At 55.5% G+C, this 14914-nt stretch carries 12 protein-coding genes; 7 read left to right on the top strand and 5 right to left on the bottom strand.

Going from position 1 to position 14914, the window contains the following annotated elements; genetic code table 11:
• Nucleotides 1–48: 48 nt before the first annotated feature.
• Together INT21_RS14075 and INT21_RS14070 are read left to right on the top strand one after the other, a co-directional pair.
• Nucleotides 49–1563 (top strand): ABC transporter substrate-binding protein, encoded by a 1515-nt coding sequence (locus tag INT21_RS14075; RefSeq protein WP_193068291.1) that lies wholly within the window; start codon nucleotides 49–51, stop codon nucleotides 1561–1563.
• A gap of 13 nt (nucleotides 1564–1576) precedes the next feature.
• Nucleotides 1577–3340 carry an ABC transporter permease subunit gene (locus INT21_RS14070; RefSeq protein ID WP_193085360.1) on the top strand — a complete coding sequence of 588 codons (1764 nt, stop codon included), beginning with the start codon at nucleotides 1577–1579 and terminating at the stop codon, nucleotides 3338–3340.
• Nucleotides 3341–3442: 102 nt separating this feature from the next.
• On the opposite strand, the gene bfr is transcribed toward INT21_RS14070, so the two are convergent.
• The 5 genes from bfr to lptF form a co-directional block, all read right to left on the bottom strand.
• Complete coding sequence (gene bfr / locus INT21_RS14065; protein ID WP_089039189.1) at nucleotides 3443–3928, bottom strand: bacterioferritin; 486 nt, start codon at nucleotides 3926–3928, stop codon at nucleotides 3443–3445.
• Nucleotides 3929–4082: 154 nt separating this feature from the next.
• Complete coding sequence (locus tag INT21_RS14060; RefSeq protein ID WP_083001105.1) at nucleotides 4083–4289, bottom strand: (2Fe-2S)-binding protein; 207 nt, start codon at nucleotides 4287–4289, stop codon at nucleotides 4083–4085.
• 158 nt (nucleotides 4290–4447) lie between these two features.
• Nucleotides 4448–4852: an RDD family protein gene (locus INT21_RS14055; protein ID WP_226912679.1), complete on the bottom strand. Its 405-nt coding sequence runs from the start codon at nucleotides 4850–4852 to the stop codon at nucleotides 4448–4450.
• A gap of 118 nt (nucleotides 4853–4970) precedes the next feature.
• Nucleotides 4971–6035 carry an LPS export ABC transporter permease LptG gene (gene lptG, locus INT21_RS14050; RefSeq protein ID WP_089039191.1) on the bottom strand — a complete coding sequence of 355 codons (1065 nt, stop codon included), beginning with the start codon at nucleotides 6033–6035 and terminating at the stop codon, nucleotides 4971–4973.
• Between the two features lie 15 nt (nucleotides 6036–6050).
• Nucleotides 6051–7130 carry an LPS export ABC transporter permease LptF gene (lptF, locus tag INT21_RS14045; RefSeq protein WP_089039192.1) on the bottom strand — a complete coding sequence of 360 codons (1080 nt, stop codon included), beginning with the start codon at nucleotides 7128–7130 and terminating at the stop codon, nucleotides 6051–6053.
• A 163-nt stretch (nucleotides 7131–7293) separates the two neighbouring features.
• Between lptF and INT21_RS14040 the strand changes: the two genes are divergently transcribed.
• The 5 genes from INT21_RS14040 (at nucleotide 7294) to INT21_RS14020 (ending at nucleotide 14827) form a co-directional block, all read left to right on the top strand.
• Entirely contained in the window at nucleotides 7294–8814 is a 1521-nt protein-coding gene (locus tag INT21_RS14040) for a leucyl aminopeptidase (protein WP_089039193.1), read from the top strand.
• Nucleotides 8815–8966: 152 nt separating this feature from the next.
• The gene (locus INT21_RS14035) at nucleotides 8967–10088 is read left to right on the top strand and encodes a branched-chain amino acid aminotransferase (protein ID WP_089039194.1); all 1122 of its coding nucleotides are present in this window, start codon (nucleotides 8967–8969) and stop codon (nucleotides 10086–10088) included.
• 95 nt (nucleotides 10089–10183) lie between these two features.
• A complete protein-coding gene (locus INT21_RS14030; protein ID WP_083001094.1) occupies nucleotides 10184–10615 on the top strand; it encodes a DNA polymerase III subunit chi in 432 nt (143 codons plus the stop codon).
• Nucleotides 10616–10696: 81 nt separating this feature from the next.
• Nucleotides 10697–11917, top strand: coding sequence for an MFS transporter (locus tag INT21_RS14025; RefSeq protein WP_193068289.1), 1221 nt, complete (start codon nucleotides 10697–10699; stop codon nucleotides 11915–11917).
• 63 nt (nucleotides 11918–11980) lie between these two features.
• Nucleotides 11981–14827 (top strand): valine--tRNA ligase, encoded by a 2847-nt coding sequence (locus INT21_RS14020; RefSeq protein WP_193068288.1) that lies wholly within the window; start codon nucleotides 11981–11983, stop codon nucleotides 14825–14827.
• Nucleotides 14828–14914 lie beyond the last annotated feature (87 nt).

The raw sequence follows: 14914 nt of genomic DNA, 5'->3' as shown, positions 1-14914 counted from the left end.
TTTTCTACCCATTTTTCCTGCCCGTCACTTCAAACTGGAGTTTTTACGATGTTCCCCCGTCCGCTGCGCCTTTCCCTGTCTATTGCCCTTGCCACCCCGTTACTGCTGGCCGGTTGTTTTGATGAACAGCGTGACACCACATCTTCAGAGGACGGTGAACGAATCAGCCTGGCGATGCTACAGCCACCTCGCTCGGGATTAACGCCACTTTCCGATGATGCTTTCAAGCTGTCGCGCTGGAGCACGGCGGAAACACTCATTCGGTTGGATGCCAGCAGCGACCCACAGCCATTTCTGGCCACCGAGTGGGAACAGCTCGATGGCCACACATGGCGGTTTGTGATTCGCGATGGGGTCAGCTTTCATGATGGCACAACACTGACCGTTAGCGACGTAGTGAACGCTCTCACTGCGGCCACCCAGGCTGCACCGAAACCACGCATTTTAGATGGCGTGAACATGACCATCGAAGCCGATGGTGATAACGCGGTGATTGTGCGCACCGCAACCAATGACCCGCTGATTCCCAACCGCCTATCAAGCCCCCAGCTGGCGATTTTAGCCGCCAGCGCCTATGGCGAGGATGGCCGGGTTAACCCCATCAAAGCAGGTACCGGCCCGTTCGTATTAACAGAGATCAACGGTACTAGCAGCGCCCATCTGGATCGCTTTGATGACTACTGGGGCGAGCCCGCCAAAGTGGCCGGTATTGATGCTGATTATGTCCCCGACGGCACCGCTCGAGCGGCAGCCTTGAGAACCGGCGCGGCCGATGTGATTGAAGCGATTCCAGTGTCTCAGGTGGCGCTGCTTGACCCTGAGCGAGTCCACGAAGTGCCCATGCCACGCACCAATACGCTTTACCTGAATACCGAATCAGGCCCAATGACCGACCCCGGCCTGCGCGCAGCCGTTCGTGACGCAATAGACCGCTCCGCTATTGTGAATACCGTTTACGAAGGGCGCGCGGATATCGCTGAAGGGTTACTCGGCCCGGCACTAGCGTGGGCAAGCGACTACCGCGCCCCGCTTGAAGATCGCACGACACCCACCGCGCCAAACGGCACTGACATCACCCTAGCGACGTTTACTGACCGCGCCGAGCTGCCCGAAGTGGCTGTACTGCTTGAACAGCAGTTGACCCGTGCGGGCTTTAACGTGAACCAAGAAGTGCGTGAGTACGCGCATATAGAAGCAGACGCCTTAGCCGGTGAGTTTGACGCCTTTATTCTTTCGCGTGCCACCGTCCTCGATTCAGGCGACCCGGTGGCCTATATGTTCAGCGACTTCGCTTGTGCGGGCTCTTTCAACATCGCCCAGCTATGTGACCCTGCCGCCGATGAAGCGCTAGCCAATGCCGCCATGCTGCCCACCGGAGATGAGCGCCGTCAGGCAATTATCGAGGCGGAAGCAGCTATTTTGCGCACTGATGCGGCTATTCCGATGCTCCACGAACGCGTAATTCAGGGCGAGTCAGCGCGGGTCTCTAACGCCGAGCGCGACCCCCGCGAACGTGCGCTGATCACTGAGCAGACAACCATCGACGTCGACAGTGACTCCTAAGGGTACGCCACGCATGACAACCGCCATACCGCTGCGCCTATGGCGCAGCTTGCGTATCACGCCCTTTATTCCGCTGCTCTCACGTTTGGTTACACTAGCCGGTGTGGTGGTGCTGGTAGGATTATTGCCGTGGTTATCCGGCCGGGACCCTGCACTGAGCATTTTGCGGGCACGCTCTGCCGAGCAGGAAGCCACCCCCGAAGCCTTAGCAGCCATTCGTGCTCAGTTAGGCCTGGATCTTGGCCCCTTCGAGAAGCTACAGAGCTGGCTGACGGGCCTGCTGCATGGCGATGCAGGCAATTCCTGGATCTCCGGCGCACCCGTGCTACCGGGTATGTTAAAGAGCGCCCAGGTATCACTGACGCTAATGACCTTTGGCATGCTGGTAGCGATGGTTACCACTACGCTGATCTGTACCCCCGTGGTACGGCGTGGCTTGCGAGGTCAGGTTAGCCGTTCTTCCGGCACCATTGGTGCAGCTCTGACGGCTCTGCCTGAGTTTCTACTCGCCTCACTACTGCTAGTCGTGTTTGCAGCATGGCTAAACTGGCTACCGCCTTACGGCTGGCGAGGTTTTAGTTATGCCCTATTGCCCGCCTTTGCGCTGGGCCTTCCGGCAGGCGGTCTGTTGGGCCGCTTGTTTAGCGATGGCCTTGCTGCCACCTTCAGCGAGCGCTGGGTCGCTACCTGGAACGTAGCAGGCTTTTCACGCAGCCGAATTGTCATGGCCGCACTGCGACGCACCTTACCCAGCCTGATGCCTCAGGTCGGCATGGTCATGGTGGGTCTGACGGGCGGAGCCATTGCCGTCGAACAGGTATTCTCTATTCCAGGCCTGGGTCGAGCAACGCTTGGCGCAGCATCGGCCCAGGACCTGCCTGCGCTACAAACCGGCATTCTGATTCTGCTGATTATCGCTATTATATTAGGCAGCTTGGCCAATATTGGTCGCGCGCTGTTACTGGGTCGTGCTTTTCAGCTTGGGGCTCTGCCCGTGGCGCATAGCGAACAGAATATCCAACGTAGAGCATGGGTTGTGCCCGCCATCGCGATGTTGCTGCTCTTTGTGCTAATCGTAGCGGGGATGGGGCGTGACCCGTTTAGCTCCGCGTTTATGCGCTTAGAGTCACCAAGCTTTGCGTTACCATTAGGCGCCGACGGCACTGGGCGCGATATTTTGGCGCGAGTAGCTCACGGAGCGCTGTCCACCATGGGCATGGCAACGGTCGTCGTATTCTTTTCGCTAGTAATAGGGCTGCTGATTGGACTAGCACCCAAGCTCGCCACGGGTCCTATTGAAATCACCAAGGCAACGCCACCCACCATTGCGGGGTTGATTGTCGCGGGGCTAATAGGGCCAAGTGCTAGCGGCGCGATCATTGCGGTAACAGCCGTCGCTTGGGCTCCGCTTGCAGCGCACACAGCGGCACTGGTGGCGGAAGTGAAAGCCCAGCCACACGTGCGCATTACGCCAATGCTAGGCGTGGGTCATTTCCGCTTAATGAGCCGTTACATCTTACCGGCCGTGCTTGGCCCAGTGTTTCGCCACGCCATGCTGCGCTTACCTGGCGTAGCGCTGGCCTTGGCAGCACTTGGTTTTCTCGGCCTGGGGCCACGCCCACCTTCACCAGAGTGGGGGTTAATCCTTGCCGAAGGTATGCCCTATATTGAGCGAGCGCCCTGGGCGGTGCTGATTCCCGCATTAGCACTGATTTTGCTATCGGTACTGGCGGTGTCACTTTCAAACCTGATGGGTTTAAGCAAACTATCTCGCTAGCAGTATCCAAGCTCAAAAATAGAAGGCCTAAACAGCCAAAAAAACGGGCAGCCACATGGCTGCCCGTTTTGCTGATTGACGCTTTAATTAAATTAACAAGCGTTACTCTTCGTCAGTCGCCAACTGCATATGTTTTTGTAGGTAATTTTGAATACCTACTTTATCGATCAGACCAAGCTGCGTTTCGATATGATCAATATGGCTTTCTTCATCGGCAAGCAGGTCACGCAGTAGATCGCGGGTTACGTAATCTTTAACGCTTTCACAGTAGGTGATCGCTTCGATGTAGTCTTTACGGCCGTCGTGCTCGATTTTCAAATCACTTTCGAGCATTTCTTTTACATTTTCGCCGATATGTAGTTTGCCTAGATCCTGCAGGTTAGGAATGCCTTCAAGGAACAAAATACGCTCGATTAGTTTATCGGCGTGTTGCATTTCTTCAATGGACTCATCGTATTCCCACTTGGCAAGCTCTTTAAAGCCCCAGTCTTTGTACATTTTGGCATGCAAAAAATACTGGTTGATGGCTACCAGTTCATTGCCGAGGGCGATATTGAGATGCTGAATAACCTTGGGATCACCTTTCATGACGTCACCTTTCTTAGTGTGCGATTACGCTAACTAGAGAGTATAGGCCATAAATAGGCTTACTCCCAACGATGCTGGGAGTATATAGGAAATGACTAAAAATTCAAAAGAATCATATAGTTGCTAACGATAAATCTAACAATAGTGATTCGCGTCACACAGCGTAAGCGAGACTCATATCCGCTTCGCAACGAGCCTCCTGAACCGCTTCACGGGTCAGCGATTTAGCAAAACAAGCGCATTTTCCGCACTGGGTTCCGCAACCTGTGGCCTCGCGTACTTCTCGCCAACTGCGCGCTCCATCGCTAACGTGCTGGCGAATCTGATGGTCGGTTACTCCCTTGCACACGCAAACGTACATGGCAACACCTCATAAAGATCATGAGATGAATGTAAATGATTCGCATACATCTTTTCAAGTAGAAATAGATGCTTTTTGGTAGCCATTCGTCTTAATAAAAATGAGCCATATGATAACGCCTTGTCATAGCAATATTTTTAGCAAAGCAGGCGGTAAAATTATTTTTTCGGTAGCACCACGGTTTGCGTATTCGAGGCGATATCTGGCCAGCTTCTGCGCTGTCGATCAAACAAAACCCACCAGTAACCAATGCCAAACGCGGCCAGGGAAAGCCAGGCTGTCACACAGCGAACGAGACTTTGCTTAAGTGTAATCGCATGACCATCGGTGGTTTGCACCCGCAGCCGCCATGCCTGCATCCCTAAGGTCATGCCGCCACGCCGCCACGAATAGACAAAGAATAGCGTGACAAAGAACAGCAACATCAGCCTAAGGCTCCAGATATCAAATTGAGTTGTGCCTATCTCGTCAGCCTGCTGCCCCAGCACAAAGCGAAAAAAAGCCAGATGAGCCACCGTCACCGCGAGCCAAATGGCTGTGACCAAAAATCCGTCGTACAGCATCGCGCCTAAACGGCGGCTTAACCCAGCAGGCCAAACGCTATCTAGTTGGGTAAAGCGCCGTGGGTTCGTCACCTTGCTCGTCACTATGCTCATCCTCATTCACGTATCGCCGCCGCAACTAGCCGTTGCGGTGTAAGAAATAAATACCTACCGCCGCACAGGCAAGAGTTGGCACCAACACCGCCCACACAGGCGAAAAACCAAAGATGGTTGATGCAGGTGCCAGCAGGTCTTGTACATACTTAAATACAAGGCCGGTCACCACGCCATAAAACACTCGCGTACCTGCAGCCACCGTGCGTAGTGGGCCAAACACAAAGGAAGCGGCGATTAATACCAGTGATCCCATCGTTAGCGGCATCAGCACCTTTTGCCAGAAATAGAGCAGCGGTTGGTCAGCTTGGAGGTTTTGGCTTTGCAAAAAGTTGGCGTACGCCCACAGCTCACTAGGCGCCTGACTTTCGACATCACGCAGCAAGCGTTCCAATTGGGTGGGCGTTAACGCAGTATCCCAACCTGCATATTGCTGATATTCCGACTCTGTATGGTCATCAAAAATATGCGTAGTGGTAACGCCTTCCAACTGCCATGCGCCTTCCTCCCAATGCGCGCGATTCGCATGGGTAGCCTCAATTAGCCGACGCTCATCAAAACGATAGCGGGTTAAATCCAGCACCACGTTATCCGCACGAATAGCGCCAAAGCGATACACACTTTCTCCTTCAAACTGCCAACCACTTCGGCTAGTTAGCAGCGCCCCTTCCCCCTGGCGCTGTTCTAAACGCCATGCCTCGGCAAACTGCTCCGTACGGGGAGATACAAACTCGGCGACCAGCAGCACCACTACGACCACTAATAGCACCGGCTTCATGACACCCCAGACAATCCGCGCAAGCGACCGGCCAGCGGCACGCATCACCGTTAACTCGTTGCTGGATGCCATGCTCCCCATGCCAATCAGCGCGCCAATCAACACCGCTACCGGAGCATATTGATAAAATCGCCAAGGCAGGCGCATGCCCAGATAAATCAACACGTCTAACGCGGTATAGTTACCTTGGGTGTCGCCTAAATCACCGATATAGGCGATGGTGATGTCCAAGCCAAGCAGGACGAACTGGACGACAATGATGGCCGCCAACACATTACGGGCAATATAACGATCAAGACGATCAGCAAGCATGAATTAGCCCCTTCATTAGCGCATTCCTTTACGTTGCGAGTGCCATAGCAGCAGGCAGCCAAGCGCCAAAAACAGCCCGTGTACCGGCCAAACCCCCAGCGCAACTTCCAGCGCGCCCTTACCGACCGCATCCACCGCGGCCAATAGCAGGCTTAAATAAGCGACGTAAAGAAAAACGGCAGGCAGTAGTTTGGCAAACCGCCCCTGACGAGGGTTTACTCTGGAAAGCGGCTGGGCTAGCAATGCCAAAACAAACACCATTAGCGGTAACCCCGCTCGCCACTGAAATTGCGCTTGGGCACGAGGACTGGGGTCGTTCCATAGTTCAGTCGTGGTCGCGTACTCTAAAGCATCCAGCTCTTGTCGATTCCGACTCAAGCCCAGGCGCAATGTGTAGCGTTCAAACGTTAACCGCTCGGCAGCTTGTTTACCTGGCGTTACGCCATAGCGCTCGCCATCTTCCAGCACTAGAAAACGGCTGCCAGTTTCCATACTGGTTTCTTGATAACCAGAACCCGCCCGGGTCACGTAGCTATGGGTCTTTTCCGCCCCAGCCACAGGCTGCTCATGAACCAGCACTTCCTGCATTTCAGTGCCATCGCTGCTGAAATCGCTGATGTAAGCGGTGCGCCCTCCACCGAAATCCTGGAAACGCCCAGGCGCCAGTACTGACACATCCAATCGACTGCGCTGCTCTTCAAGCGTGGCCTCAGTTTGTAACGCGCCCGCCGGTGTTAGCCACAAACTACACAGCCCCACCAGCACTGCCACGACCGAAGCAGGCAGCAGCGTTACTCGCAACAGCCGCATAGGGCTCATACCACACGCTACCATCACGGTAATTTCACTGTTCATATAAAGCTGACCATAGGCCAGCAATATTCCCAGGAAAAAAGATAGCGGTAGAATCAGCTCCATAAATCCTGGCAGGTGAAAAACCATCAGGCTGCCTAAGATAGTGACCGGAATGTCACCCTCTGCCGCATCAGAGAAATAGCGAATAAAACGGCTGCCCATGATGACCAGTAGCAAAATTCCAGCCACCGCTGACATCGTAAGTAATACTTCGCGAGTTAAGTACCGAAATAAAATCAACGCACTCTCCGGCTAGTAGCGCAGGTTGCAATGCAATGCGCCCATGGCTTGGGTACACTAATCAAACTGTTATCAAAAACCTGTTATCAAAAACCGATTATCAAAAACCCAAGTAACGGGGCATTATCCCGAATCACTCGATGCTTGTCTTGTTGGAGACGTCATGGAATTTTCCGTTCAGACCGCGAACCCAGCCAAAGCCGAAACGGCTTGCCTCGTTTTGCCTGTCTTTAAAGGTAGCGACCTATTGCCCGCCGTCGCCAAATTAGATGATGCGAGCGAACGGCTAATTGGCCAGCTGCTTGACCGTGGCGACTTTGATGCCTCGCTGGGCAATGTGCAGCTAGTTCCCTTTGCGCCGGGCCTGGGCGCCGAACGTTTATTGCTTGTTGGCCTAGGCGAACGTGCCAAATGCCAGGAAGCGGCGTTTATCAAAGCCTTAGACGCTGCCATGGCAGCGTTGACCAAGCTGCCAATTGACGAAGCTAGCGCTACCTTTACCGACGTTCCTCTAGAAGATCGCGACACTGCTTGGAAAGCCCGTAAAACACTCGAAGCGGCGGAACGCGCTGTTTATCGCTTTGACCAGTTCAAATCATCACCCACAAAAGCTCCCAGCCTGACCAAGCTGGATCTGATTGTCAGCGATGCCGACGAAGCACCGATGGCCAAACAAGGTGCAGCACTGGGCACCGCCATTGGCCAGGGTATCAACGTTACTCGTACCTTGGGCAACTTGCCGGGTAATGTCTGCACACCTCGTTATCTTGCCGAGCAAGCCGAGCAGCTAGGCCGTGATTCCCAAGGCGCCCTTGAGGTTGAAATCTTAGATGAAGAGGCGCTGGAAGCGCTGGGCGCTGGCTCACTGCTGTCTGTTGGGCGCGGTAGCCAAGAGCCGACTCGCCTGATCGTGATGAAATACCAGGGTGCGGAAAATCCTGAAGAAGCGCCCCATGTGCTCGTGGGCAAAGGCATCACCTTCGATACCGGTGGTATCTCGTTGAAGCCCGGCGAAGGCATGGATGAAATGAAGTTCGACATGGGCGGTGCGGCGAGCGTATTCGGCACCGTAAAAGCAGTGCTCGCCATTAAGCCCAAGCTAAATGTGGTGTTTATTGTTGCCGCTGCTGAAAACATGCCTGACGGCGCAGCCACCAAGCCCGGCGACATTATCAAAACCCTGAAAGGCTTGACGGTTGAAGTGCTCAACACCGATGCCGAAGGCCGTTTGGTGCTGTGCGATGCGCTTACCTACGCAGAGCGCTTTACCCCGGCCAGCGTGGTTGATATTGCCACCCTCACTGGCGCTGTCATTATCGGCCTTGGCCATCACGCAACGGGCCTGCTTTCCAACGATGATGACCTTGCACTTGATCTGCTGGACGCTGGCGAAGCGGCTTGGGATCGTGCTTGGCATCTGCCGCTATGGGACGAGTACCAGGAACAGCTAGATTCCAACTTCGCCGACTTGGCCAATATTGGTGGCCGCCCGGCAGGCACCATTACCGCAGCGTGTTTCCTGTCGCGCTTTGCCGATCACTTCCCCTGGGCGCATTTGGATATCGCTGGCACCGCCTGGCACTCTGGCAAGCAGAAAGGCGCTACCGGCCGCCCGGTTGGGCTACTAACCCAGTACTTGCTTGATCGTGAGGCCGATGCACAAGTAGAAAATAGCGACGGCTAACATCACAATCAGACGATCAACAGTTGCCATTCGTTGACGTAAACGTTACATCTAAGGGCATTAGCGTGCGTGCTGTTTTCAGGTCGCACGCTACACCATATAAACACTAACACTTGCCCTTCGGGGCCAAGCTATAGCGGAGAGAAGACGCCGTGCCCACAGCTTCAGATACCCAACTTGAATCACATTTTGAAATACTGCCGTCCAACCAACCGATGGCCGATGAGATTCGTGACAGCATTCTGCAAAACCCAGGTTTTGGTAAGTATTTCACTGACCATATGGCTCACGTCCGCTGGACAGTCGACGCCGGCTGGCACGGCCACCAAGTACGCCCTTATGGTCCATTAACCCTCGACCCAGCGGCCTCGGTGTTGCACTACGGCCAGGAAATTTTCGAAGGGGTTAAAGCTTACCGCCACGCCGATGGCTCCATCTGGACGTTCCGCCCAGAGAAAAACGCCGAGCGTTTTCGCCGCAGCGCCCGCCGATTAGCGTTGCCGGAGCTTTCCGATGAAGATTTCATCGGTTCACTGAAAGCACTGCTGGCCCAAGACCATGCCTGGGTACCCACACCTTCCAGCGATACCGACGAGTGCAGCCTCTATCTGCGCCCGTTTATGATTGCTTCGGAAGCTTTCTTAGGCGTACGTGCGGCTCACGAAGTCGATTACTACGTGATTGCCTCCCCTGCAGCGGCCTACTTCAAAGGTGGCCTTAAACCAGTTTCCATTTGGCTCTCTTCCCACTACAAGCGCGCAGCCCCCGGCGGTACCGGCTTTGCCAAGTGTGGCGGTAACTACGCGGCATCGTTGGCAGCGCAACAAGAAGCCACGGCCAATGGTTGCGGCCAAGTTGCGTTTTTGGATGCTGCCGAAAACAAGTGGCTCGAAGAGCTGGGCGGCATGAACCTGTTCTTCGTCTATAAGGACGGACGTCTGGTAACGCCTCGACTAACCGATACCATTCTGGAAGGCGTGACCCGCAACTCCGTGCTTACCCTGGCAAAAGAGGCTGGTTTAACACCGGAAGAGCGCGCCATCAGCATTGATGAATGGCGCGAAGGTGCAGCGTCTGGCGAGATTACCGAAGTGTTTGCCTGCGGCACCGCAGCGGTTATCACCCCGATTGGCGAACTGGTTACTGAAAACGAGCGCATTCGCTTACAGGGCGATGGCAGCAACGACATTGCCATGCGCCTGCGCAAAAAACTGCTCGACATACAGTATGGCCACAGCGAAGACAAACACGGCTGGCTCACCCGATTGGTATAAAACAGCCGGAGTAAATCGGCTGGTATGACCCAGAGCTTCGCCGCCGCACAGCGGAGGCGAAGCTTTTAAGCGTGTTAACACCGCTGGAGCCTTTGATGGCACGTATCGATTTTTATATCCTTCCTGACACTACCCTGGAAGCGCGCCTCCAGTTTGCTTGCAAGCTAGCCGAAACCATCCATCGCAAAGGCTATCGGTTGCATCTGCACTGCGAAGATAAAGCCCTGGCCGAACAGGCCGACGAGGCCCTTTGGCAGTTCCGTGAAGATGCCTACCTACCCCACGCGCTGGAAGACAGCGATATGGCCGCCAGCGTGCCGATAACGCTAGGCTGGCAGCAACTCCCGGTGCCAACGCAAGAAACCGCACTACTGAACTTGCACCCTGACATTCCCGACGGCGTGGAGCGCTACGCCCGCATTGCCGAAATTATCAATCAGCACCAACAAGTACTGGTCGCCAAACGCGCCTGCTGGCAGCGCTATAAAGAAATGGGTCATGAAGTGGTGCCGCATAAGTTGGGGTAACCTTTTTACCATCTGGCCACTGATGCATAGCCACTTACACTAGCGCCATACATAACAACAACTCAGCGGAAGAGTCACCCAATGCGCTTTCCCACTCGGCTTGCATCCACCCAATCTTCCCATGCTTTTTTAGCGCGCGCCCCATTAGCGGTAATTGTCATTGCCCAGCTGTTTGGAACATCGCTCTGGTTCAGCGTTAACGGCGTTGGGCTGGCGCTTCAACAAGCCGTTGGTTTGAGTGAAAGCGACCTGGGGCTGCTCACCATTGCAGTGCAAGCAGGTTTTATTACCGGCACGCTGTTGATTGCTACCACTGGGCTTGCCGACCGCGTACGCGCCAGCCACTTGTTCGCTATCTCTGCGGTAGCAGGCGCGCTGATTAACGCCGCGTTTATTGGCTTAGCCGAGAGCGTCAGCTTAGCGGTAGCAGCACGCTTTTGGGTCGGGCTGTGTCTTGCCGGTATTTATCCGCTCGGTATGAAATTGGTGGTGAGCTGGACACCCAACAACGCAGGCGCGGCGCTGGGCTGGTTGGTCGGCATGCTGACACTGGGCATTGCTTCTCCGCATCTACTGCGCGGGTTAACGCTGCACTTGCCATGGCAGTGGCCGCTGTTGCTGGCCTCTGCCCTGGCACTGCTCGCCGCACTGATGATTTTTAAACTAGGCGTGGGGCCACATCTGCCCGCCAAAGCCAGCGGCGGACGCCCTTGGGCGGGACTGGCTGCCTTCAAGCAAAAACACTTCCGCGCTGCGGCGCTGGGCTACTTTGGCCACTGCTGGGAGCTATACGCCCTGTGGGCGCTGGTGCCTTTTTTAGTTGCTAGAGAGCTGGAACGCCTAAACGCAGCGCCGGGCCTTCAGCCATGGCTAAGTTTTGCGGTGATTGCGTTGGGCCTGCCTGGCTGCGTATGGGCTGGCCGCTGGAGCCGCCGAGTGGGCAGTGCGCGAGTGGCCTTTGTGGCGCTAGCGACCTCCGGCACGCTTTGTTTGCTCTATCCGCTATTAGGCAGCACATCACCCTGGCTACTGCTAACCCTGTTAGGGATTTGGGGCATTAGCGTGATTGCCGATTCCGCGCAGTTTTCCGCGCTGGCGTCAGCCGCCGCCCCACCCGAGCGCCTCGGCGCGGCACTTGCCATGATGAATGCTATTGGTTTTGGCCTAACGATTCCTTCTATTGCCCTAGTCACTGCCCTGTGGGCCAGCCAAGGTCCCTGGGTAATCTGGTGGCTACTGCCCGGCCCAGTGCTTGGATTAATCGCCATGCGTGGTTTGCATGTTCGTACCACACACCCCTGACGCCAGGGGGTCGTTCGCGGTATACTTGCCACCATTTTTTTGCAAGCCGTGAGCCGACTCCCCATGGAAAAGACCTACCAACCCGAACAGATCGAAACCCGCTGGTACGAACGCTGGGAAGCCGACAACCGCTTCGTCCCAACAGGCCGTGGCAAGCCATTTTCGATCATGATTCCGCCGCCTAACGTGACCGGCAGCCTGCACATGGGCCACGCGTTCCAGGACACCATTATGGATACCCTGACGCGCTGGAAGCGGATGCAGGGCAACAACACCCTGTGGCAGGTAGGCACCGACCACGCTGGTATCGCCACGCAAATGCTGGTTGAGCGTAAAATTGCCGCGGAAGAAGGCAAAACCCGCCACGACCTGGGCCGCGATGCGTTTATCGACAAGGTGTGGGAGTGGAAAGAGGAGTCCGGCGGCCACATCACCCGCCAGTTGCGCCGCATGGGCGCCAGCGTTGACTGGTCCCGCGAGCGCTTCACCATGGATGACGGCTTCTATAAAGCTGTGCAAGAAGTGTTCGTGCGCTTGCACGAAGAAAAATTGATCTACCGTGGCAAACGCCTGGTGAACTGGGACCCTACCCTGCACACCGCCATTTCCGACCTGGAAGTGGAAAACAAAGAGCAGCAGGGCAGCTTCTGGCACTTCCGCTACCCACTGGCCGATGGCGTCAAAACTACCGATGGTAAAGATTATCTGGTCGTGGCAACCACTCGCCCTGAAACTTTGCTAGGCGATACGGGTGTCGCGGTTAACCCCGACGATGCTCGTTATGCCTCGCTGGTCGGCAAATTTATCGAATTGCCGCTGGTCGGCCGCCGCATTCCTATCGTTGCCGATGAACACGCTGATATGGAAAAAGGCTCCGGCTGCGTGAAGATCACCCCGGCCCACGACTTCAATGACTACGAAGTCGGCAAGCGCCAGAACCACCTGCTGATCAATGTGTTCACCAAGGATGCCACCATCCTTGAGCGCGCTGAAATCTTTGACCTGAAAGGCACTCCCCAGCCCGACGAAGACGCCAGCCTACCCGCCAAGTACGCAGGGTTGGACCGTTTTGAAGCGCGTAAGCAGATTGTTGCCGATATGGACGCCCTGGGCCTTTTGGAACAGGTAGAAGCAGTCAACAACACCCTGCCCTATGGCGACCGCTCTGGCGATGTAATCGAGCCGTTGCTCACTGATCAATGGTTCGTTGCGGTAGAAACGCTAGCCAAACCCGCCATTGAAGCAGTGGAAAACGGCGATATCCAGTTCGTGCCGAAGAACTACGAAAACATGTACTTCGCCTGGATGCGCGACCTGCAGGACTGGTGTATCTCCCGCCAGCTGTGGTGGGGCCACCGCATTCCCGCCTGGTACGATGCCGAAGGCAATGTGTACGTTGCCCGCAGCGAAAAGGAAGCCCGCGAGAAGCACGGCTTAGGTACAGAGGTGGCGCTGACCCAAGACGAAGACGTGCTCGACACTTGGTTCAGCTCGGGCCTATGGACGTTTGGCACGCTAGGCTGGCCGGAAAAAACCCCAGAACTGGAAACCTTCCACCCCTCCAGCGTGCTGGTGACCGGTTTTGACATTATCTTCTTCTGGGTTGCCCGGATGATCATGATGACCCTCAAGTTCACTGGCGAAGTCCCGTTCAAAACCGTTTATGTACACGGTTTGGTGCGCGACGGTCAGGGTCAGAAAATGTCCAAATCTAAGGGCAATGTGCTGGACCCCATCGACCTGATTGACGGCATCAGCCTGGATGCGCTGCTGGAAAAACGCACCGGCAATATGATGCAGCCGAAACAGGCCAAAGCCATTGCCAAAGCGACCAAGGACGAATTTAAAGACGGCATTGAAGCCCACGGCACCGATGCGCTGCGCTTTACGTTCCTTTCCCAGGCAACCACCGGGCGCGATATCAAGTTTGATATGAACCGCCTGGATGGCTACCGCAACTTCTGCAACAAGCTGTGGAACGCTTCACGCTACGTGCTAATGAATGCCGAAGGTGAAGATTGCGGCACAGAGGGTGGCGACGTTGAGCTTTCACTGGCCGACCGCTGGATTATTTCCCAGCTGCAGAAAACTGAAACCCAGGTCACCAAAGCGATGGACGAGTACCGCTTCGACCACGCCTCCCAAGCGCTGTATGAGTTTGTCTGGAACGAGTACTGCGACTGGTACCTGGAGCTTTCCAAGCCGGTTTTGTGGGACGAAAATGCCAGTGCAGAAGCCAAACGTGGCACCCGCCGTACGCTGGTCCGCGTACTGGAAACCATTCTGCGCCTCGCCCACCCGATGATGCCCTACATCTCAGAAGAGATCTGGCAGCGCGTTGCGCCGCTGGCAGGCACCTTCGTCGGTGATGGCGCTTCTATCATGCTCCAAGCCTGGCCGGAAGCCGACGAAAGCAAAATCGACGAACAGGCCACTCGCGATATCGAATGGCTGAAAGGCGTGATTATCGCGGTGCGTAACATCCGCGCTGAGATGAACATTGCCCCCGGTAAGCCGCTGGACGTACTGCTCACCAAAGGTAAACCGGAAGACGCCGAACGCCTGGAAAGCAACCGCCACTTCCTCGCCAAGCTGGCTAAGTTGGAAAGCGCCACCTGGCTAGCCAACCCAGACGACGCACCGCTTTCAGCCACCCAGCTAGTGGGCGATATGGAAGTGCTGGTACCGATGGCAGATCTAATCGACAAAGACGCCGAACTCAAACGCTTGGCCAAAGAAATTGACAAGCAGGACAAGCTGATCGGCGGCATCGAGAAGAAGCTCGGCAACGAAGGCTTTATCGCCAAAGCCCCCGAAGCCGTGGTGGAAAAAGAGCGCGGCAAACTCGCCGAATTCCAAGCTGCCAAGCAGTTATTGGAAGAGCAGCGTACGAAAATCTCTGCGCTATAAGCCATCTAGGCCAGACAAAAACACCCGCTTAAAGCGGGTGTTTTTTTAGCAGCCAATCGACTGTTCGAGTGTGACGCTCCCTTGTCC

The sequence above is a fragment of the Halomonas sp. 3F2F genome (genome assembly GCF_014897805.1).
Taxonomy (GTDB): domain Bacteria; phylum Pseudomonadota; class Gammaproteobacteria; order Pseudomonadales; family Halomonadaceae; genus Vreelandella.
Note: the sequence above shows the minus strand (reverse complement) of the source record. Positions and strands in the feature narration are given on the sequence as shown.